Annotated in this window: 19 protein-coding genes and 1 tRNA gene; 12 read left to right on the plus strand and 8 right to left on the minus strand. The window is 71.1% G+C overall.

Annotated features, from left to right (window positions below; translation table 11 throughout):
- Positions 1 to 10: 10 nt before the first annotated feature.
- Positions 11 to 316: a hypothetical protein gene (locus MTO99_RS09755; RefSeq protein WP_243558816.1), complete on the minus strand. Its 306-nt coding sequence runs from the start codon at positions 314 to 316 to the stop codon at positions 11 to 13.
- Between the two features lie 73 nt (positions 317 to 389).
- On the opposite strand from MTO99_RS09755, the gene MTO99_RS09760 reads away from it, so the two are divergent.
- The 7 genes from MTO99_RS09760 to pstB all read left to right on the plus strand — a co-directional run bounded on the left by MTO99_RS09760 (position 390) and on the right by pstB (position 8,549).
- Entirely contained in the window at positions 390 to 1,082 is a 693-nt protein-coding gene (locus MTO99_RS09760) for a winged helix-turn-helix transcriptional regulator (RefSeq protein ID WP_243558818.1), read from the plus strand.
- 73 nt (positions 1,083 to 1,155) lie between these two features.
- Positions 1,156 to 3,327, plus strand: a complete 2,172-nt coding sequence (locus tag MTO99_RS09765; RefSeq protein ID WP_243558820.1) for an RNA degradosome polyphosphate kinase — start codon at positions 1,156 to 1,158, stop codon at positions 3,325 to 3,327.
- Positions 3,324 to 4,271 (plus strand): NUDIX hydrolase, encoded by a 948-nt coding sequence (locus tag MTO99_RS09770; RefSeq protein WP_243558843.1) that lies wholly within the window; start codon positions 3,324 to 3,326, stop codon positions 4,269 to 4,271. The genes MTO99_RS09765 and MTO99_RS09770 overlap by 4 nt, the downstream gene beginning before the upstream one ends.
- Before the next feature lie 178 nt (positions 4,272 to 4,449).
- On the plus strand, positions 4,450 to 5,541 hold the full coding sequence (gene pstS, locus MTO99_RS09775; RefSeq protein ID WP_243558845.1) for a phosphate ABC transporter substrate-binding protein PstS: 1,092 nt from the start codon (positions 4,450 to 4,452) through the stop codon (positions 5,539 to 5,541).
- Between the two features lie 118 nt (positions 5,542 to 5,659).
- On the plus strand, positions 5,660 to 6,604 hold the full coding sequence (pstC, locus tag MTO99_RS09780) for a phosphate ABC transporter permease subunit PstC (protein WP_243558847.1): 945 nt from the start codon (positions 5,660 to 5,662) through the stop codon (positions 6,602 to 6,604).
- Complete coding sequence (gene pstA, locus MTO99_RS09785) at positions 6,604 to 7,722, plus strand: phosphate ABC transporter permease PstA (RefSeq protein WP_243558849.1); 1,119 nt, start codon at positions 6,604 to 6,606, stop codon at positions 7,720 to 7,722. The genes pstC and pstA overlap by 1 nt, the downstream gene beginning before the upstream one ends.
- A gap of 47 nt (positions 7,723 to 7,769) precedes the next feature.
- Positions 7,770 to 8,549: a phosphate ABC transporter ATP-binding protein PstB gene (gene pstB / locus MTO99_RS09790; RefSeq protein ID WP_243558852.1), complete on the plus strand. Its 780-nt coding sequence runs from the start codon at positions 7,770 to 7,772 to the stop codon at positions 8,547 to 8,549.
- 12 nt (positions 8,550 to 8,561) lie between these two features.
- On the opposite strand, the gene MTO99_RS09795 is transcribed toward pstB, so the two are convergent.
- Positions 8,562 to 9,449 carry an aminodeoxychorismate lyase gene (locus MTO99_RS09795; RefSeq protein ID WP_243558854.1) on the minus strand — a complete coding sequence of 296 codons (888 nt, stop codon included), beginning with the start codon at positions 9,447 to 9,449 and terminating at the stop codon, positions 8,562 to 8,564.
- 277 nt (positions 9,450 to 9,726) lie between these two features.
- Here MTO99_RS09795 and MTO99_RS09800 point away from each other — a divergent pair, with 277 nt between their 5' ends.
- Genes MTO99_RS09800 through MTO99_RS09810 form a run of 3 tightly spaced genes read left to right on the plus strand, consistent with a single transcriptional unit; the run spans position 9,727 to position 12,650 of the window.
- Positions 9,727 to 10,785 carry an IS110 family RNA-guided transposase gene (locus tag MTO99_RS09800; RefSeq protein ID WP_243554124.1) on the plus strand — a complete coding sequence of 353 codons (1,059 nt, stop codon included), beginning with the start codon at positions 9,727 to 9,729 and terminating at the stop codon, positions 10,783 to 10,785.
- Between the two features lie 21 nt (positions 10,786 to 10,806).
- Entirely contained in the window at positions 10,807 to 11,727 is a 921-nt protein-coding gene (locus MTO99_RS09805) for a MerR family transcriptional regulator (RefSeq protein WP_243558856.1), read from the plus strand.
- On the plus strand, positions 11,724 to 12,650 hold the full coding sequence (locus MTO99_RS09810; RefSeq protein ID WP_243558858.1) for a transglutaminase-like domain-containing protein: 927 nt from the start codon (positions 11,724 to 11,726) through the stop codon (positions 12,648 to 12,650). Before MTO99_RS09805 ends, MTO99_RS09810 begins: the two co-directional genes overlap by 4 nt.
- 196 nt (positions 12,651 to 12,846) lie before the next feature.
- Here the strand turns inward: MTO99_RS09810 and MTO99_RS09815 are convergent, their stop codons facing one another.
- A complete protein-coding gene (locus tag MTO99_RS09815) occupies positions 12,847 to 13,485 on the minus strand; it encodes a DNA-directed RNA polymerase subunit beta (protein ID WP_243553442.1) in 639 nt (212 codons plus the stop codon).
- A 165-nt stretch (positions 13,486 to 13,650) separates the two neighbouring features.
- Between MTO99_RS09815 and MTO99_RS09820 the strand changes: the two genes are divergently transcribed.
- Positions 13,651 to 13,723, plus strand: a tRNA-Lys gene (locus tag MTO99_RS09820).
- 58 nt (positions 13,724 to 13,781) lie between these two features.
- Here the strand turns inward: MTO99_RS09820 and MTO99_RS09825 are convergent.
- From MTO99_RS09825 to MTO99_RS09835, 3 genes are all read right to left on the minus strand, one after another.
- Positions 13,782 to 15,299 carry a DHA2 family efflux MFS transporter permease subunit gene (locus MTO99_RS09825; RefSeq protein ID WP_243553443.1) on the minus strand — a complete coding sequence of 506 codons (1,518 nt, stop codon included), beginning with the start codon at positions 15,297 to 15,299 and terminating at the stop codon, positions 13,782 to 13,784.
- A complete protein-coding gene (locus MTO99_RS09830) occupies positions 15,296 to 15,913 on the minus strand; it encodes a PadR family transcriptional regulator (RefSeq protein WP_243553444.1) in 618 nt (205 codons plus the stop codon). Before MTO99_RS09830 ends, MTO99_RS09825 begins: the two co-directional genes overlap by 4 nt.
- 320 nt (positions 15,914 to 16,233) lie before the next feature.
- The gene (locus tag MTO99_RS09835; protein ID WP_243553445.1) at positions 16,234 to 17,283 is read right to left on the minus strand and encodes an LLM class F420-dependent oxidoreductase; all 1,050 of its coding nucleotides are present in this window, start codon (positions 17,281 to 17,283) and stop codon (positions 16,234 to 16,236) included.
- Positions 17,284 to 17,446: 163 nt separating this feature from the next.
- On the opposite strand from MTO99_RS09835, the gene MTO99_RS09840 reads away from it, so the two are divergent.
- Positions 17,447 to 18,625, plus strand: coding sequence for a MarP family serine protease (locus MTO99_RS09840; RefSeq protein WP_243553446.1), 1,179 nt, complete (start codon positions 17,447 to 17,449; stop codon positions 18,623 to 18,625).
- A gap of 12 nt (positions 18,626 to 18,637) precedes the next feature.
- Here MTO99_RS09840 and MTO99_RS09845 read toward each other — a convergent pair whose 3' ends face one another.
- Together MTO99_RS09845 and MTO99_RS09850 are read right to left on the minus strand one after the other, a co-directional pair.
- A complete protein-coding gene (locus MTO99_RS09845) occupies positions 18,638 to 19,573 on the minus strand; it encodes an aldose 1-epimerase family protein (RefSeq protein WP_243553447.1) in 936 nt (311 codons plus the stop codon).
- A 10-nt stretch (positions 19,574 to 19,583) separates the two neighbouring features.
- Positions 19,584 to 20,432 (minus strand): DeoR/GlpR family DNA-binding transcription regulator, encoded by an 849-nt coding sequence (locus MTO99_RS09850; RefSeq protein ID WP_243553448.1) that lies wholly within the window; start codon positions 20,430 to 20,432, stop codon positions 19,584 to 19,586.
- Positions 20,433 to 20,466 lie beyond the last annotated feature (34 nt).

The raw sequence follows: 20,466 nt of genomic DNA on the forward strand, positions 1-20,466 counted from the left end.
GCCGGAATGCTCAGGCGAACGGGATCGCCGCGAGCGCGGCGACGCCGACGACCGCCGCCGCGCCCCCGACCGACGCGCTCGCCCGGCGCACGAACCCCTCGGGCCGGCGGGTCGCGAGCTGCACCAGCAGGGTCGCGAGCACCGCGGCGGCGAACACCACGCCGAGGGCCGCGTACACCGCCGGCCACGCGGCATCCGCCTCGCCGAGCCGAGCCCCGGAGGCGGCGAGCGCGAGCACGACGACCGACCCGGCCACCGCGATCGCCCACACCAGAGCGATGCCCGCCCAGCCGTCCCGCGAGTGCTGCTGCGTCATGTCCCGTCCGTTTCCGACGCATGCGAGCACGCGTCCCGTAGTATGGTCGGCACCTTACTACTGGAGGGTGTGCGTGGCGCAGCTGCTGATCCTGTCGCCGGCGGCCGACGAAGACGTCCTCCCGGCTCTGTCTCTCTTGACCCATCGCGTGCGGGTCATCCCCGCGTCGCCCGATCAGCTCGTGCGCGCGCCCGAAGCCGACCTCGTGCTGCTCGACGCCCGCACGAACCTCGCCGGCGCGAAGGCGCTGTCGCAGATCCTCGGCACCACCGGGCTGTCCTCGCCGCTGCTGCTCATCGTCACCGAGGGCGGCCTCACCGCCGTCACGGCCGACTGGGGCGTCGACGACGTCGTGCTCGAGACCGCCGGTCCGGCCGAGGTCGACGCGCGCATCCGGCTCGCGATCGGGCGCGCCCAGTCCAACCGACCGAGCGAACGCATCCAGACCTCGGGCGTGGTCATCGACGAGGCCAGCTACTCGGCGAAGGTGCACGGCAAGCCCCTCGACCTCACCTACAAGGAGTTCGAGCTGCTGCGGTTCCTCGCCGCGCACCCGTCCCGCGTGTTCACCCGCGAGCAGCTGCTCAGCGAGGTGTGGGGATACGACTACTTCGGCGGCACCCGCACCGTCGACGTGCACGTGCGGCGCCTGCGCGCCAAACTCGGCGACCTCGAGAGCCTGATCGGCACCGTGCGCAACGTCGGGTACCGGTTCAACGTGCACGAGGAGGACGAGCAGCCCTCCTCGGTGGCCACGACGAGCTGACGCGGCATCCGACCGTCCGCCGCACGCCGGAATCGGCCATCCCGTCGTCGCACCCCGGTGGCATGATGTGGGGATGACCGACACCCTCGACGCCGACCGCACCTCCAGCGACTTCGACGACGACTTCGAACCGTTCGACGTCGAGGGTGCGCCCGAACTGCCCGCCGAGCGGTACCTCGATCGCGAGCTGAGCTGGCTCGCATTCAACCAGCGCGTGCTCGAACTCGCCGAGGATCCGCGCCAGCCCGTGCTCGAACGAGCGAACTTCCTCGCGATCTTCGCGTCCAACCTCGACGAGTTCTTCATGGTGCGCGTCGCCGGCCTGAAGCGCCGCATCGTCACCGGGCTCGCCGTGCCGACCAACGTGGGGCGCTCCCCCGGCGACGTGCTGAGCGACATCTCGCGCGCGGCGCACGAGCTGCAGGAACGGCACGCCCGCGTCTACCAGGAGCTCGTCAAGCCCGCGCTCGCCGACGCCGGCATCCGCGTCGTCTCGTGGGACGAGCTCGGCGAGGGCGAGCGCGCCCACCTCGCCGAGTTCTTCGCGACCCAGATCTTCCCGGTGCTGATGCCGCTCGCGGTCGACCCCGCGCACCCGTTCCCGTACATCTCGGGCCTCTCGCTCAACCTCTCGGTCCGGGTGCGCAACAGCCGCACCGGCCGGGTCGAGTTCGCCCGCGTGAAGGTGCCGCAGATGCTGCCCCGGTTCGTGCAGGTGAGCCCCGACGAGACCGTCGACGACGCCCGCTACATCGCGCTCGAAGAGCTCATCTCCAACCACCTCGGCGACCTCTTCCCCGGCATGGAGGTGCTCGATCACCACGTCTTCCGAGTCACCCGCAACGAGGACGTCGAGATCGAGGAGGACGAGACCGAGAACCTCATCAAGGCGCTCGAGAAGGAGCTGCTGCGCCGCCGGTTCGGTCCGCCCATCCGCCTCGAGGTCTCCGACGACATGGACGACGTGACCCTCGAGCTCCTGGTGCGCGAGCTCGACATCTCCGATCAAGAGGTGTTCCGGCTGCCCGCTCCGCTCGACCTCGGCGGGCTGTTCGACCTGTCGCGCATCGACCGACCCGACCTGCACTACCCCACGCAGGTGCCGACGACCAACGCGCAACTGCTGCCGCGCGAGCCGAACCAGCAGGCCGACATCTTCGCCGCGGTCGCCCGCAAGGACGTGCTGCTGCACCACCCGTACGAGTCGTTCGCGACCAGTGTGCAGGCGTTCCTCGAGCAGGCCGCCGCCGACCCGCACGTGCTCGCCATCAAGCAGACCCTGTACCGCACCTCGGGCGACAGCCCCATCGTCGAGGCGCTCATCGACGCCGCCGAGGCGGGCAAGCAGGTGCTCGCGCTCGTCGAGATCAAGGCCCGGTTCGACGAGGCGGCGAACATCACCTGGGCGCGCAAGCTCGAGAAGGCGGGCGTGCACGTCGTCTACGGCCTGGTGGGGCTGAAGACGCACTGCAAGCTCGCCCTCGTGATCCGCCAGGAACAGGGCAAGCTGCGCCACTACAGCCACATCGGCACCGGCAACTACAACCCCAAGACGAGCCGCGTCTACGAAGACCTCGGGCTGCTGACCGCCGACGACCAGGTCGGCAAAGACCTGACGCGGCTCTTCAACGAGTTGAGCGGCTACGCGATCGAGAAGAAGTTCAAGCGTCTGCTCGTCGCCCCGCTGCACCTGCGCAAGGGGCTGCTGAAACTCATCGCCCAGGAGGCGCGGAACGCCAAGGAGGGCAAGCCGGCCCGCATCCGCATCAAAGTGAACTCGATGGTCGACGAGGCCATCATCGACGCGCTGTACCGTGCGTCGAACGCCGGCGTGCCCGTCGAGGTGTGGGTGCGCGGCATCTGCAGCCTCCGCCCCGGCATCCCGGGGATCAGCGAGAACATCCGGGTGCGGTCGATCCTCGGGCGCTACCTCGAGCACTCCCGGATCTTCTCGTTCGACGGCGGCGGCGACCCGCAGGTCTACATCGGATCGGCCGACATGATGCACCGCAACCTCGACCGCCGCGTCGAGGCGCTCGTGCGGCTGACCGACCCCGACCACCTGCGCGAGGTCGACGGGTTCTTCGACCTCGCGATGGACGACCGCACGAGCTCGTGGCACCTCGACGGCGACGGCACCTGGGTGCGGCACTCCAGCGACGCGGCGGGGCATCCGCTCGACGACCTGCAGGCCACGCTGATGCAGCGGACCGTGCACCGGGCCCGACCGGGGATCCGCCGGTGACGCGCGCGGTCGAGACGGCGGTCTTCGCGGCCGGCGCCGTGTGCTGGCGCCTCATCGACGGCCGGATCCACGTGCTCGTCATCCACCGCACGGTCTACGGCGACGTCACCATCCCGAAGGGCAAGGTCGACCCCGGCGAGACGCTGCCGCAGACCGCGGTACGCGAGATCGCGGAGGAGACCGGGCTCGACGTCGCGCTCGGCGTGCCGGTCGGCGTGTCGCGCTACAAGATGCCGAGCGGGCGCACGAAGGTCGTGCACTACTGGGCGGCGCACGCCACCGAGGAGGCGGTGCAGCGCTCGACGTTCCGGCCGAACTCCGAGGTCGCCGCGCTCGAGTGGGTCACCATCAAGCGGGCGCGCACGCACCTCACCTACGAACCCGATGTCGCGATCCTCGACGCGTTCGCCGCGCTCGTCGACCAGGGCGTGACCGAGACGTTCGCGCTCATCGTGCTGCGGCACGGCAAAGCGCTCGAGCGCTCCAGATGGAAGGGCGAGGATGCCTCGCGGCCGCTCGCCGACCGCGGCGTCGACCAGGCCGCGGCGCTCGTGCCGATGCTGCGCGCCTGGAAGCCGCAGCGCCTCGTGTCGAGCCCGGCGGTGCGGTGCGTGACCACGATCACCCCGCTCTCGGCGGCGATCGGCCGCCCGATCAAGCGAGACGCGGGCATCAGCCAGGACGCCTGGGACCACGGCGAGGCGGAGGTGCGCCGCGTGATCGGCAAGCGGGTGCGGGTCGGCAAGACCGCGGTGGTGTGCAGCCACCGGCCGCTGATGGGCGAGCTGGTGCGCGAGATCGCGCTCGCGACGGGCACCCCACTGGCCGGGTACGCCGACGACGCGGCGCTGCTCGAGCCGGGCGACTTCAGCGTGGTGCACCTGTCCGCGACGAACCCGAGCTCGGGCATCATCGCGATCGAGACGCACTCGCCGCGGGTCTGAACCGCAGCCGGGTTCGCAGCCGGGTTCCCAGCCGATTCCGAGGCGGCGCCCCCGAGGCGCAAGCCGTCGTTCACCGGTCGTTCACCGTCGCGGGGGAAGCTCGTCAATCGAGCGGCCTACCGTCGCAGGCGGGTCATCCCCGACCCGCACCTGCAATCGAACCCCGGAAGGGAATCACGTGAACCTCAAGCGTTTCGGCGCGCCGGTCGTCCTGGCGGCCGCCGCGGCCCTCGCCCTCACCTCGTGCGCCGCGAACGAGAGCGGCGCCACCGAGCCCACCGATGCGGCCTCGTCGCTCTCGGGCACCATCAACGCTGCCGGCGCCTCGTCCCAGGGCTCGGCCCAGGAGGCGTGGATCGCGGCGTTCCAGACCGCGAACACCGGCGTGACCATCAACTACGACCCCTCGGGTTCGGGGGCGGGGCGCGAGACCTTCATCGCGGGCGGCTCCGACTTCGCGGGCAGCGACTCGTTCCTGAACGACGAGGAGCTGGCGGGCGAGTTCGCCTCGTGCGCACCCGACACCTCGGCGATCGACCTGCCGGTCTACATCTCCCCGATCGCCGTCGTGTACAACGTCGAGGGCGTCGACGAGCTCAACCTCGACGCGACCACGCTCGCGAAGATCTTCAAGGGCGAGATCACCAGCTGGGACGACCCCGCCATCGCGGCGCTGAACTCCCAGGCCACGCTGCCCGCCACCCCGATCACCGCGGTGCACCGTTCGGACGACTCGGGCACGACGAAGAACTTCGCCGACTACCTGTTCCAGAACGCGCCCGACGTGTGGGACCAGAAACCGGCCGACCCGTTCCCCTACCAGACCGGTGAGGGCGCGCAGGGCACCTCGGGCGTGATCGAGGCCGTCAGCAACGGCGTCGGCACGATCGGCTACGCGGATGCCTCGAAGGCCGGCGACCTGGGCGTGGTGAACATCAAGGTCGGCGACGAGTTCGTCGGCTACTCGGCCGAGGCCGCGGCGGCCGTGGTCGCCGAGTCGCCGCTCGTCGAGGGCCGCGACGGCAACGACCTCGCGATCGCGCTCGACCGCACGACGACCGACCCGACGCACTACCCGCTGGTGCTGGTCAGCTACGCGATCGTCTGCCAGGAGTACGCCGACGCCGCACAGGGCGAGCTGGTGCGCGAGTACGTCTCGTTCCTGGCGGGCGACGAGGGCCAGGCCATCGCCGCTGAGAACGCCGGCTCGGCCCCGCTGTCGGCCGACCTCAGTGCGAAGGTCGCCGCGGCGCTCGAGACCGTCAAGTGACCCCGCGCCTGCCCGGCTCGGCCCCCGTTGCGGCGGGAGGCCGGGTCGGGCAGGCTGGCCGCATGCGCGCGTCGCACGGCCACCCCGCATCCACGCGAGATCAGGAAGAGCCCCGGCCATGACGACCTCCCCCGCCGCACCGCCGGTCCGAGCGAAACAGCGACTCGGCGACCGCATCTTCTCCAAGGCGGCGCTCATCGCCGGCGTCCTGATCCTCCTCACCCTCGCGGCCGTGGCCGCGTTCCTGCTCGCCCAGTCGCTGCCGGCTCTGACCGCCGAGCCCGGCTCGTTCAAGGGCGACGCCGAGAACTTCTGGCAATACGTGGTGCCGTTCGCCTTCGGCACCGTCTGGGCGGCGTTCCTCGCCCTGCTGATGGCCATCCCGGTCGCGCTCGGCATCGCGCTGTTCATCTCGCACTACGCGCCGCGCCGCATCGCCCAGGGCCTCGGCTACATCGTCGACCTGCTCGCCGCGGTGCCGTCGGTGGTGTTCGGCCTGTGGGGCATCACGGTGCTCGCCCCCGGCGTGCAACCGCTCTGGACGACGCTCAGCGAGTGGTTCGGCTGGTTCCCGCTGTTCGCGCCGCCCGTGTCCGGCACCGGCCGCACCATCCTCACCGTCGCGGTGGTGCTCGCCGTCATGGTGCTGCCGATCATCACCGCGCTCTGCCGCGAGGTGTTCCTGCAGACGCCCGTCCTCCACGAGGAGGCGGCCCTGGCCCTCGGCGCGACCCGCTGGGAGATGATCAAGCTCGCCGTGATCCCGTTCGGCGCTCCGGGCATCATCTCGGCCTCGATGCTCGGCCTCGGACGCGCGCTCGGCGAGACGATGGTCGTCGCGATGGTGCTCTCGCCCGCCGCGGTGATCAAGTTCGCGGTGCTGCAGTCGCAGAACCCGAACACCATCGCCGGCAACATCGCCCTCAACTTCCCCGAGGCGCACGGCGTCGGGGTCAACATCCTCATCGCGACCGGCCTGATCCTCTTCGTGATCACCCTCGCGGTCAACATGCTCGCGCGCTGGATCGTCGAGCGCCGCAAGGAATTCTCGGGAGCGAACTGATGAGCCTGACCGTCACTCCCCCGAAGACGCCGGCCCGCGGCGGGCCGTCGCCCGCCACGGGGATCGCGAACTCGCTGACCGCGGCGCGGCTCCCGCGCCTCGCGTGGCTGTGGGTCCTCCTCGGATGCCTCGCCGCCGCCGCCGCACTGTTCGGCATCCTGGCCGCCGCGAACGGGTCGCAGTTCGACATCGTGGGCGCCGTGTTCGTCGGCGTCGTGTGCTACGCCGTCGTGATCTGGGTGCTGTCGCGCATCGTCGAGGGCGCGCGGCGCGCCGCCGACCGGCTGATCACCGCGCTCGTCTCCATCGCGTTCACGATCGCGCTGCTGCCGCTCATCTCGGTCGCGTTCACCACGCTCGTGAACGGTCTGCCCCGCTTCGACGTGCAGTTCTTCGCCAACTCGATGCGCAACGTGGTCGGCGAGGGCGGCGGCGCGCTGCACGCCATCATCGGCACGCTGCTGATCACCGGCATGGCCGCCGTCATCTCGGTGCCGGTCGGTCTGCTCACCGCGATCTACCTCGTCGAGTACGGTCGGGGCCGGCTGAAGCACGGCATCACCTTCTTCGTCGACGTGATGACCGGCATCCCGTCGATCGTGGCCGGTCTGTTCGCGTTCGCGCTGTTCGCGCTCATCACGGGCGATCCCGGCATCCGCAGCGGCTTCGCCGCGTCGGTCTCGCTCTCGGTGCTCATGATCCCGGTCGTGGTGCGCAGCTGCGAGGAGATGCTGAAGCTCGTGCCGAACGAGCTGCGCGAGGCGTCGTACGCGCTCGGCGTGCCGAAGTGGCTCACCATCGTGAAGGTCGTGCTGCCCACGTCGGTCGCCGGCATCGTCACCGGCATCATGATCTCGATCGCCCGCGTGATCGGGGAGACCGCACCGCTGCTCATCGTCGCGGGCTTCACGACGAGCATGAACTACAACCTGTTCGGCGAGCGGATGATGACGCTGCCGGTGTTCGTGTACACCCAGTACATGAACCAGGGCGCCGACACCCAGGCGTACGTCGACCGCGCCTGGGCGGGCGCGCTGACCCTCATCCTCATCGTCGCCCTGCTCAACATCGTCGCTCGGGTGATCGCCAAGGCGTTCTCGCCGAAGTCCGGCCGCTGACCGGCGCATCCGACCCGCACCCGCACCCCGAAGGAATCGAAGAGCCAGTGTCCAAGCGCATCGAAGTGAACGACCTGAACGTCTACTACGGCGATTTCCTCGCCGTCGAGGGCATCACCCTCGACATCGAGCCGCGTACCGTGACGGCCTTCATCGGCCCGTCGGGCTGCGGCAAGACGACGTTCCTGCGCACGCTGAACCGGATGCACGAGGTCACCCCGGGTGCGCGGGTCGCGGGCGAGGTGCGCATCGACGGCAACAACCTCTACGGCGCCGGCGTGGACCCGGTGATGGTGCGCCGGCAGGTGGGCATGGTCTTCCAGCGGCCCAACCCGTTCCCGACGATGTCGATCAAGGAGAACGTGCTCGCCGGGGTGCGGCTGAACAACAAGCGCATCTCGAAGTCCGACGCCGACGAGCTGGTCGAGACCTCGCTGCGCGGTGCGAACCTCTGGAACGAGGTGAAGGACCGCCTCGACCGCCCCGGCTCGGGCCTGTCCGGCGGCCAGCAGCAGCGCCTCTGCATCGCCCGCACGATCGCGGTGTCGCCCGAGGTGATCCTGATGGACGAGCCCTGCTCGGCGCTCGACCCGATCTCGACGCTCGCGATCGAGGATCTCATCGAGGAGCTGAAGCAGGAGTACACGATCGTGATCGTGACCCACAACATGCAGCAGGCGTCGCGCGTGAGCGACAGGACCGCGTTCTTCAACATCGCGGGCACCGGCAAGCCCGGCAAGCTCATCGAGTACGACGACACCACGACGATCTTCTCGAAGCCGAGCGTGCAGGCGACCGAGGACTACGTCTCGGGCCGGTTCGGGTAACCCCGGGGTCGCTCAGTCGCGCGGGCTCAGCAGGTACTCGTTGAACGCCCGCGTCTCGTCGGCGTCGAACGGGAACGGCTCGCCGTCGAGCGCCACGACGCCGGCGGCCAGCCGCACGCTCGACACCAGCCACGCGGCATCCGCCCGGCGCAGTTCGTCGAGTGCGACGTCGCGCTCGACGACCTCGCGGCCGATCGCACGCAGGTGCTCGAACAGGCTCTGCTGGGTGGTGCCCGCGAGGATCGCGCCGGTCGTCGCGGGCGTGACGTAGGCGCCGCCGATGCGCAGGATGACGCTCGAGGTCGGCCCCTCCATCACGAACCCGTCGCTCGAGATGAAGATCGCGTCGTCGGCGCCGCGCCGGGCCGCCTCGCGCAGCGCGGCCATATTCGTCGCGTACGACAGCGTCTTCGCGCCGAGCAGCAGCCAGGGTGCGCGCTCGGCGGCGTCGCGGGCGTAGCCGCGGTCGAGGGTGACCACCCGGATGCCCCGCTCGCGCGCCGCGGTCGAGTCCTTCGCCGCGACGGCGTGCAGCCAGGCGGTGGGCGTGGGCCCCTGCTCGATGCCGCGGCTCAGCACGATCTTCAGCGCGAACTCGCCCTCGCCGGGCAGGTCGGCGACGGCGAGGTCGATCGCGGCGCGCCACTGGGCGAGGTTCGGCTCGGGCAGCTCGCAGATGCGGGCCGAGTTGCGCAGCCGTTCGAGGTGCGGCCCGACCTCCTGCGCGTGCCCGTCGACGACGCCGATGGTCTCGAAGATGCCGTCGCCGCGCTGCGTCGACAGCTCGCCGACGCGCAACGCCGGCTCGGCCGCGTCGACCTCGCGGAAGGTGCCCTCGATGGCGGATTCGGGTGCGTCGGCGGGCAGGGGCTCGATGAGGAGGGTCACGGTGTCGGGCATGCCTCGATGCTACGGGGATGCTCCGGCCGAGTCTGCGCTACCGTGACCTCAGTGTCAGGGTGACAGTGCCGCTTCGCGGTGGTTGGATCCTGATCACCTGGTGTCTGGCTCGTAGCGTGACTGCCGCTTTCGGGTTGGCGTGCATGCGTTTTGCCGATGCCGGGTGTGATGGACCGGCCGGCGTGACTTGATAGGAGCGTGGCATCGCCCCCGACTGAGGTTTGTCCGCCGACCGGCCCAACCTGTCCCGTTCGGATGTTGGAAGGAGACGATTCCCATGGTGATCGTCATCGGTGCGGATGTCCATAAGGCCACGCACACGTTCGTCGCGGTCGACGACGTGGGCCGCAAGCTCGGTGAGAAGACCGTGAAGGCCACGACCGGTGGCCACGAGACGGCGATGCGGTGGGCCAGACGCGAGTTCCCTGGCGAGTTGCGGTGGGGTATCGAGGACTGCCGCCACCTGTCAGCACGACTCGAGCGCGACCTCCTCGCGGCGGGGCAGGACGTGGTGCGGGTGCCGCCGAAACTGATGGCCCAGTCCCGCGCATCGTCCCGGGAACGGGGCAAGTCCGATCCGATCGATGCGATGGCCGTGGCCCGCGCGGCGCTGCGCGAACCCGACCTCCCCGTCGCGTCGCACGACGAGTCGACCCGTGAACTGAAACTGCTCGTCGACAGGCGGGAAGACCTGGTCGGCGAACGAACCCGTCAGATCAACCGACTCCGCTGGCATCTGCATGAACTGGATCCCGAGTTCGATGTTCCGGTGAAAGGGTTCGCGATCAGCAAGCAACGGAGACGCGTCGCGGACTGGTTGGACGGCCGCGACGGACTGGTCGCTGAACTGGCACGCGATGTCCTCGCGGACATTGACGCGGGCAGCTCCCGCATCGACGACCTCGAGAAGCGGATCACTGCGTTGGTCGAGGACCGTTACCCGCACCTGCTCGCGATCCCCGGCTGCGGCGCTCTGACGGCGGCGAAGATCGCCGGAGAGACCGCGAACGTCGACCGCTTCCGGTCCGAAGCATGCTTCGCGATGAACGCCGGCGTCGCACCCCTGCCGGTCTGGTCAGGGAACACCAAAGGGCGGGTCCGGATGAGTCGCACCGGGAACCGGCAACTCAACGCAGCCCTTCACCGCATCGCCGTCACCCAGATCCGACTCGACAGCCTCGGCCGCGCCTACTACCGCAAACGACTCGACACGGGCGACTCCACCGTCGAAGCCCTCCGCTGCCTGAAACGACGCCTCGTCCGCATCGTCTTCCATGCCCTCCACACCGACCAGCACCCCGCACAAACCCCCGCGAGCCACCCACTCGCGGCCTAACACTTGACATAGGAGAAACTCATGCGTGCGCTCGGAACCGGCGAGATGAGCCGTGCCACCGGCCTGTCGGTTAAGGCGCTGCGGCTCTACGACGCCAACGGACTGCTGACGCCCGCCGAGGTGGACCCGGCGACCGGGTACCGACGATACGCGCCCGAGCAGGTCGCACGCGGCCGGTCCATCGCGGCGCTGCGCCGGCTCGACGTGCCGCTGGCCGTCGTCGGGTCGCTGCTCGACGGGCCTCCGGCCGAGCTGCGGCCCCGATTGCTCGCGTGGTGGGCGGAGGAACGCGCCGGGTTCGCGCTGCGCGCGCAGACGGTCGAGTACGCGGCGGCGGTCGCGGACACGGCGGCGGTCGCCGACACAGCGGTGGTCTCGGACCCGGCGGACCCGGCGGATGCCCCGTCTGCGGAGCTCGACCGCGCCGTGCGGATCGAAGCTCGCCCCGCGCAGACGGTGGCGACCATCACTCGGACGGTGCGCCAGCACGAACTGGTGCCGAGCGCGCTCTCGGACGTGGTCGCGATCCGCGAGACGCTCGACGCCGAGGGCGCGACGGCGCTGTCGGAGCACTGGCTGCTGTTCCACGAGCCGGTCGGATTCGAGCTGGCCGGACGGGTCGAGACGTGCGTGCCCTACGACGGGCCGGCGCGCCCGCGCGGGCAGGTCCTCCTCCGCGAGGAGCCCGCCGCCCGGTTCGCGGTCGTCGACATCACGGCCCGCGAGCTCGAGTACCCCGCGCTGCTCAGGTTCTACGATGCCGTGCGCGCGGTCGCAGGTTCGCCGCGCGGCATCGCCGACGCCGGCGCCCCGCGCGAGTGGTACGCCGAGGCGTGGCCCGACGATCCCGACGCGATCGCCGCGCAGATCGCGATGCCGATCCCGGCGTCGCCGTCGCTGCTTGACTCCGCCCCCGGGGCGGACTCGACGCTGAGGTCATGACCGATTCCATCGCCGAGCAAGCCGCTCCCGCAGCCCGTCACTCCCCCTTCAGCGACCCGGGTCCGTACCGCGACCTCGTCGCCTCGATCGCTCCCGAACCGAGCTCCATCCATCGCGCCGTCACCGCGACGATCGTGCACTACCGCGCCGACCGGGTACCCGCCGGCGAACACCAGCAGCCCGACATCGACCTGCGGTGGGTCACCTCGATCCTGGAGGTCGCGACCGAGCGCGCCGACATCGCACTCGACGCCCCGCGCCCCGCTGCGGCGCGCGTCGGCGGCTGCTGCCGCGACCACTCGCTGCTCGGCGTGTCGATCCTGCGCGAACACGGGGTGCCGGCACGCACCCGGCTCGGCTTCGCCGACTACTTCACGCCCGACTACCGGTACGACCACGTCGTGATCGAACGGTACGTCGACGGCCGGTGGAGCCGGTTCGACCCCGAACTGGATGCCTCGGAGTTCGCGTTCGACGTCGCCGACCTGCCGACCGGCGAGGGGGCGCCCTTCGAGACGGCGGCCGAGGCCTGGCTCGCGTACCGGGCCGGGCGCACCGACCTCGCGGCGTACGGCGTGGGGCCCGGCGCGCCGTTCGGCGGCCCCGGGTTCGTGCAGGGGTACGTCATCGGCGACATCGCGCACCGGCACGGCTGCGAACTGCTGCTGTGGGACGGCTGGGGGGCGATGGCCGGGCCGTCCGGCGGCGTGCCCGACGAGCTCGCTGCCTTCACCGACCGGCTCGCCCGGCTCACGGTCGCGGCGGACGCCGGCGATGCGGGCGCGGCGGAGGCGGAACGGGAGCTCGCCGAGATCTGGCGCACCGACGACCGGGTACGAGCCGGCTCGCGCATCCGGACGTTCACCCCGCACGATCGCGTCGGCGTCGTCGACCTCGAGACGCGCACGACCGAGTGGGCGTGACCCGCGCGGCGCCCGCCTGAAGACGGAAGTACCGGGCCGCAGAACGCCTCTCGGCGCGAGGCCGCTCGAAGCGGCGAGAATTGGAGCCCGGGGTTACTGCGGCCCGGCCATACGAGTGTAACCGAGCCGGGCGGGTGCCTATTCCGCGCTGCGACGATCGGGGCGGATGCTCCGCGCGCGGCCCCGTGGCATCCGATCAGTCGAGCGCGTCGTGCCGCCAGAGCCGGGCGCACGCCGCCAGCTCATCAGCCAACTCGGTCAATCGCAGGGCGCGCCGGGTGAGTTCGGCGGGGCGATCGGGATGCGTCGCATCCGAGGCATCCGCATCATCGGCGAGGTCGGCGGTGCCGGCCGAGGTGACCCGGCAGAATGCGGCCGCGCGCTCGAGCGCGACCGCGAAGTCTCCCGCGAACGCGCCGTGCAGGATGAGGTCGGCGAGGTCGCGCACCTCGTCGGGACCGGTCGGGGCGACCGCCCCGGCGACGACCTGGTCGATCGTGCGCGACACCTCGGCGCCCCGCTGGTACGCGAGGGCGATGCCGCGCGGATCCTGCCGGATGAGCGTGCGCAGCAGGTAGAGCCGCCACAGTGCGCCCGGCAGACTCCGGGCCGACGCCTGCGACCAGAGCTCGGCGACCGCATCGATGCCGTGCGAGTCGGTGTAGGTCACCAGCCGCCGCACGATCTCGGGATCGGGGTCGGCGCGCACGCGCGCGAGCAGCGCCGCGGCGGTGTCGTGGGCGACCCGGCTCAGGTTGGCCGGGTCCTCTGCGCCGATGAACGCACCGAACGCAGCCGGCGGGAAGCGGGTGGGCTTGTGGAAGTCGGCTGGCATCCCCGACACCCTACTCCGCGGGGCCGACGGCGGAGTCGGGTGCGGACCTCTCCAGCCTCCAGCTCGAACCCATGCGGTCGTAGGTGAATTCCGAAGTGGGGAGCGATCGACGGCATGCAGAGCAGGTCTTCACATCGATAAGTTACGCTGAGCAAGCGACATCGCACCCCTGTAGCTCAGTTGGCAGAGCAGCGTCCTTTTAAGTCGCGGGTCGTGGGTTCGAGCCCCACCGGGGGTACTCCTCGATGACGAGTGCCGACCGTCCGTCACGGATGGTCGGCACTCGCATCAACACCTCAGTCGCGTGCTGCGGGTATGCCGAGGCCGGCCGGCTTCTTCATGAAGCAGACGGCGATGACGCCGACCAGGATGACGAACGCCGGCAGCAGCACCGACTGCGCCATCGCCTGCGAGAAGCCCTCGAGCACGAACTGCGGCATCGCACCGCCCGCGTCGCCGAAGCCGGATGCTGCGTCCCCCGCGCCGGGCAGGTTCGCCTCGAGGCGGTTCTGCATGAACGCGGCGATCGCGGCCGACCCGAGCACCGAGCCGATGGTGCGGGTGGTGTTGTAGATGCCCGCACCGGCGCCCGCCTGCCGCGGCTCGAGGTTGCGGGTCGCGGTGGTGGCCAGTGGCCCCCACATGCCGGCGTTCGCGATGCCGAGCACGGCCGACGGCAGCAGGAACATCCAGACCGGGGTGTCCGGCCCCATCAGCGCGGCGTACCAGAACAGCGAGATCGACAGCAGCGCGAGCGCGGGCACCAGCATGAAGCGAGGGTCGATGCGGTCGAGCAGCTTGCCGGCCGGAGGGGCGAGCACGCCCGCGAGCACCGCCATCGGGATGAGCAGCAGCGCCGACTCGGTCGGGGTGAGGCCGCGCGCGAGCTGCAGGTAGAACATCTGCGGCAGCGCCATGCTCGTGACGGTGAAGCCGACCGTCGCGATGCCCAGGTTCGCGACCGAGAAGTTGCGGTCGCGGAACAGCGCGAGCGGTACGAGCGGCTCGCTCTTGGTGCGGGCCTGCTGCCAGACGAAGAGCGCGAGGACGACGACGCCGGCCGCGATGAGCTCCCAGACCGTGATCGGGCCCCAGATCGGGCCCCAGTCGTACTTCTCGCCCTCCTGCAGGCCGAAGACGATGAGGAACAGCGCGACGGCGCTGAGCACCACCCCGACGACGTCGAACCGGTGCCGGTGGGTCTCGAGCTTCGGCACCAGGATCCAGGCGAGCACGAAGCCGATCACCCCGACGGGCACGTTGATGAAGAAGATCCACTCCCAGCCGAACCCGTCGACGAGCAGGCCGCCGGCGAGCGGTCCGACGAGCGTCGCCACACCGGCGGTCGCGCCCCAGAGCCCCATCGCCGCACCACGGCGGTTCGCCGGGAAGGTGCGCGTGATGACCGCCATCGTCTGCGGCGTCATCATCGCCGCACCGAGACCCTGCACGGCGCGCGCGGCGATCAGGCCCTCGAGCGTCTCGGACAGCCCGCACCACAACGACGCGGCGGTGAACACCGCGAGACCGATCAGGTAGATCGTCCTCGGACCGAAGCGGTCGCCGAGGCGCCCGGTGATGAGCAGCGGCACCGCGTACGCGAGGAGGTACGCGCTCGTCACCCACACCACGTTGTCGAGGTTCGCGCTGTCGGGGTCGAGCGCGGCCTTGATCGCGGGGTTCGCCACCGACACGATCGTGGTGTCGACCAGGATCATGAAGAAGCCGATGACGAGGGCCCAGAGCCCGGGCCACGGACTGCGGGCGGGCGGAGCGGCCTGAGCCGCGGTCGACCCGGTGAGGGGTTCGGTCATGAGTGTTCCTTTCGAGCGTGCAGGGGTGCGCCCGCGCGCGGGTCGTCGAGCGACCAGACGACCTCGTCGGCGTCGAGGCGACGGAGCAGGTCGGAGGTCCAGGCGAGGTCGGCGGCGAGCACGGCGCGCCGCCGGTCGGATTCGAGGAGGAAGGCTTCGGGGAGCGCCCGCGCCCGTGCGGCGGCGAGCTGGTCGTCGAGCTCGGCGAGATCGGCGACGATCCGGTCGCAGCGACGCCCGAGCACCGCGGCGACCTCGTCGGGGCCGAGGTTGTGGCACTCGGCGAGCGCGACGGCGAACTCCTGCGGGCTGGCCGGGTCGTCGAGCCGCACCCGAACCCACGCGATGTACGCCGCCCGGCCGGCCGCGGTGAGCGCGTACACGGTGCGCTCCGGTCGGTTGCCCTCGCGTTCGGTGCCGTGGACGGTGACGAAGCCGACTTCGACGAGCCGGTTCATCGAGTGGTACAGCGACGGCGGCTTGATCTGCAACAGGGCCGCCTTGCCGCGCAGGTTCAGCAGCTGCAGCATCTCGTACGGATGCATCGGCCCTTCTTCGAGGAGGGCGAGCGCCGTCACGGCGAGCGGGGTGAGCCGGAATGCAGCGGATGCCATGCGCAGTACTCCACTCCGATTAGTCCAGATCGACTAATCGAGTGTACACGCTGATCACCGGCCTCCCGCGAGGTCTGTCGCGAAGGTCGGTTGCGAAGGCCCGGCGCGAAGACCCGGGGCACCGCCGGGCGGGACGCTCGATCAGCACGCGGGCGACGGCATCACCGTCGCCGACCTCGCGGCTCCGAGCGTTCCGTCACAGCGGCTCCTCCCCAGGTTTCCCCTTCGCCCACTCCGTCGTGTGCGAGCCGCGACACGTCGATGTGTGCGTGAGAACACGCTAACCCCGCCGCGTCGCCACCGCTAGGCCCGTTCGGGGGTCAGCCGACCAGCGCCCGGAATCCGGACATGAGGGCGATCCGCTCCGCCGACGACCGCGCGAGCGGGGTGACCGTGAGCGTGGTGACGCCGGCCGCGGCGAACGCCGCGACCCGCTCGGCGACCTCGGCGGCCGGCCCGATCAGGTTGATCGCGCGGACGAGCTCGTCGGGCACCGCGGCGATCGCCTCATCGCGGCGGCCGTCGAGGTAGAGGTCCTGAATGCGGCGGGCGTCGTCGGCGAAGCCGTACCCGGCGATCAGGTCGTTGTAGAAGTTCTTGCCGCGCGCCCCCATGCCGCCGATGTACAGCGCGAGGTTCGGCTTCACCGCGGCGTACGCCGCCTCGATGAGCTCGGGCCGGTCGGTGATCGCCAGCGCGGGGCTCGCGAAGACGTCCAGCGGGCCCAGGTCGGCCGAGCGACGCGCGAATCCGGCGTCGAGCGCGGCACCCCACACGTCACGGGCCCGCTCGGGGTGGAAGAACATCGGCAGCCAGCCGTCGGCGATCGCCGCGGTCTGCTCGACCGACTTCGCGCCGAGGGCGGCGACCGTGATCGGGATGCGCTCGCGAACCGGGTGGTTGATCAGCTTCAGCGGCTTGCCGAGGCCGGTGCCCTCGCCCTCGGGCAGCGGGATGCGGTAGTTGCGGCCCTGGTGCACGAGCGGCTCGCGACGCCAGACCTGTCGGCAGATCTCGATGATCTCGCGGGTGCGCCCGAGCGGCGCGTCGTACGGCACGCCGTGGAAGCCCTCGATCACCTGCGGCCCGGATGCCCCGATGCCGAGCTCGAACCGGCCGTCGCTGACATAGTCGAGGCCGGCTGCGGTCATCGCGGTCAGGCTGGGAGTGCGGGTGTACAGCTGCAGGATGCCGCTCATCAGCGTCATGCGGGAGGTGCGCGCGGCGAGGAACCCCAACTGGCTCACCGCGTCGAACGTGTAGACCTCGGGCACCGCGATCAGGTCGACCCCGGCCGCCTCGAGCTCGGCCACCTCGTCGGCGACCTCACGGAAGCCTCCGGCGTAGTTCAGCAACATCCCGACGCGCATCCGTCACTCCTCATCGTGTGCAGGCGGAGAACCAACGGCCCGCGCTGAGCGGACCCCCTCGACCCTAACCGACCGCGACCTCGCACTCGCGCGGGGCGCGTCCTCAGCACCCTCGGAGCCGGATGCGAGAGTGTGGGAGCCCGCCCACTCCGAGAGGACGACCGTGACCTGGACCCTCATCGTCGACGCCCTGCTCGTGGTGCTGCTGGTGAGTGCGGTGGTGAACGGGTTCCGCGCGGGTCTGCTGCGGACGGCCGGCGGCCTGGTCGGACTGCTCGCGGGCGGGATCGCGGCGTGGTTCCTCATGCCGCTCGTGGTCGGCTGGGTGCCGGTCCCCGATCTGCGCGTCGCCGCGGCGCTCACGGTCGGCCTGCTCGCGCTGGCCGCGGGCACGGCGATCGGCGCCGTGATCGGGCGTGCGCTGCGGCGCGGCGCCAGGGCGGTGAAGCTCGGCTGGTTCGACCGGATCCTCGGCGCGATCGCCGGCCTGCTCGTGGCGGCGCTGGCGGCGACGATCGTCGGCACCGGCGTCGCGCGCATGGGCGTGCCCGTGCTCTCCCCGGCGCTGTCGTCGTCGTTCGTGCTGCGCGGCATCGACAGCCTCACGCCCGAGCCGGTCGACCGCTTCGTCGCCGAGGTCCGCACCGCGACGCTCGACGGCGCGGTGCCGTGGATCACGGAGGTGCTGGGCGGACCGACGACCTCGCCCGCGATCCCGGACGTCGCGGTCGACGGCGCGGCGATCGCCGAAGCATCCGAATCGGTGGTGCGCATCACCGGGCCGGCCTATCGGTGCGGCCGCGACCTGGTCGGTTCGGGCTTCGCAGTCTCGCCCGATCACGTCGTCACGAACGCGCACGTGGTCGCCGGAGTCACCGAGCCCATCGTCGAGGCTCCCGGACGCCTGCCCGTGGCCGGCCGGGTGGTCGCGTTCGACGCGGCGAACGACCTGGCCGTCGTCTACGCGCCCGACCTGGATGCGACGCCGCTGGAGCTGGCCGCGACGCCGGCGACCGGCGCCGACGCCATCGTGGCGGGGCACCCGTTCGGCGGTCCGCTCACGCTCGAGCCGGCGCGGGTGCTCGCCGCAGGCCCGCTGACCGTCGAGGTCGACGGAGTGTCGTCCACCCGCGACGTGGTCACGCTCGCCGCACGGGTCGAGCACGGCAACTCGGGTGGGCCGGTGCTCGACCTCGACGGGCGTGTCGCGGGCGTCGTCTTCGCGAAGAGCGAGCAGGTGGCGAACGTCGGGTACGCGATCTCGCCGGCGACGCTCGCACCGTTGGCCGCCGAGGCGTCGACGCTCACCGAGGCCGTGTCGTCGGGCGAGTGCGCGGCCTGAGCGGGCGCGGCGCTACTCGGCTGCGAACCCGCGGAAGCGGATGCCCCAGCTCGCGTGCCACTCCTCGCCCGGGTCGAGCCAGCGCAGGCCGCGCCCCGAGTTGAACGCCTCGGCCGGCGCCGTCATCGGCTCGACCGCGATCGCCACGTCGCCGGATTCGCCCGGGAACTCGCGGGTGGTGAACACCTGCACGAACGCGAACTCCTCCTCGGCCCAGACCGAGACACTGCGGCCGTCGGGCGCCGTCAGCGTGTGCTCGACGAAGCCGTCCTCGTCGCTGGCGACCTCGCCGAACGCGTCGTCGAGCGACACATCGCCGACGCGGCGCCCCTCGCGGAAGTCCCACTCGGTGTCGTCCACGGGCACCTCGCCGGTGGGCAGCAGCCGCTCGTCGACCTCGATGTGGCTGGCCGCGTCGAGGCGCAGCACGAGGTCTTCGGTCGGCACGCCGCCGATCTTCAGGAACGGGTGCGTGCCGACCGCGATCGGTGCGGCCTCGCCGCCGAGGTTCTCGACGTAGTGCGTGACCCGGAGCCCGTCGGCCACGAGCTCGTACCGCACCGCGGTGCGCAGCAGGTACGGGTACCCGAGCTGGGGGAACACCGTCGCCGAAAGGGTCACCTGCGAGCGGTCGCGCTCGACGACGTCGTACTCGGTGTACTGCAGCAGTCCGTGGATCGCGTTGTTGAGCTTCGGCTCGGTGATCGCGAGCTGGTGCACGTCGTCGCCGTGGCTCCAGCGGCCGTCGCGGATGCGGTTCGGCCAGGGCACGAGCACGATGCCGGCGCAGAACGGGGGCGTCGCATCCTCGGGGTAGGGCGCGACGAGGTCGATGCCGTTGATGGTGAGCTCGCGGATCGCGGCAGCCACGCCGGTGACGGTGGCGCGGAGGTCGCCGCTCGCGGTGGAGGTCTCGAGGACGTGCTGTTCGCCGGTCGGCAGGATCATGGAGAATACTCTAGGGCGTTGCGCGGGCCGTCAGATCGGCCGCCGACGCCTCGGTCGGGACGACCTGCACGGCAAGCCCTGCGGCCTCCAGGTCGCGCACGAGCAGCGGCGGCGCCTGGTCATCGGTGACGAGCAGGTCGACCTCGTCGATGCCGCCGACGCGGCCCAGGTGCACCTCGCCGAGCTTCGACGCATCCGCGATCACGACGGCTCGAGCCGCCGCACGCAGCATCAGCACCTTCACCTCGGCTTCGGGGAGGTTCGCATTCGTGATCCCCCGCACCGGGTCGACGCCGTTGCAGCCGAGGAACGCGAGATCGACGTGGATGTGGTCGAGCATCGATCCGGCGAGCGGATGCACCAGCGAGTGCTGGCGCGGACGCAGCGAGCCGCCCGTGACGACGACCGTGAACCGGGGGATCTCGCGCTCCAGCTCGAGCGCGATCGACAGCCCGTTCGTGAACACGGTGACATCGACGAGGTCGTCACGGGAGCGCAGCGCCCGGGCGACCTGCAGTGCGGTCGAGCCGACGTCGAGGATGACGCTCTGGCCGCTTCGGACCATCGCCGCCGCCGCGCGTCCGATCGCCTCCTTCGGGCGGACGCTCGTGGCCAGCGCCTCCTCGAAGCTGGGCTCCCGCTCGGGCCTGAGGTCGACGGCGGAGGTCGCGGCGGGCACCGCGCCGCCGTGCACGCGACGGATCGCTCCACCGCGCTCGAGCGCATCGAGGTCGGCGCGCGCGGTCACCGGGGTGACGCCGAACGCGGCGGCCAGGTCGGTCACGCGCACGAAGCCCCGTTCGCCGACGAGGGCGAGTGCGAGCTCGCGCCGGCGCGCGGAGTCGAGGGTTACGGTCACCACGGCATTCTCACCGGCTCCGCGTTGCTTTGCA

This window comes from Agromyces larvae (assembly GCF_022811705.1).
Lineage (GTDB): Bacteria > Actinomycetota > Actinomycetes > Actinomycetales > Microbacteriaceae > Agromyces > Agromyces larvae.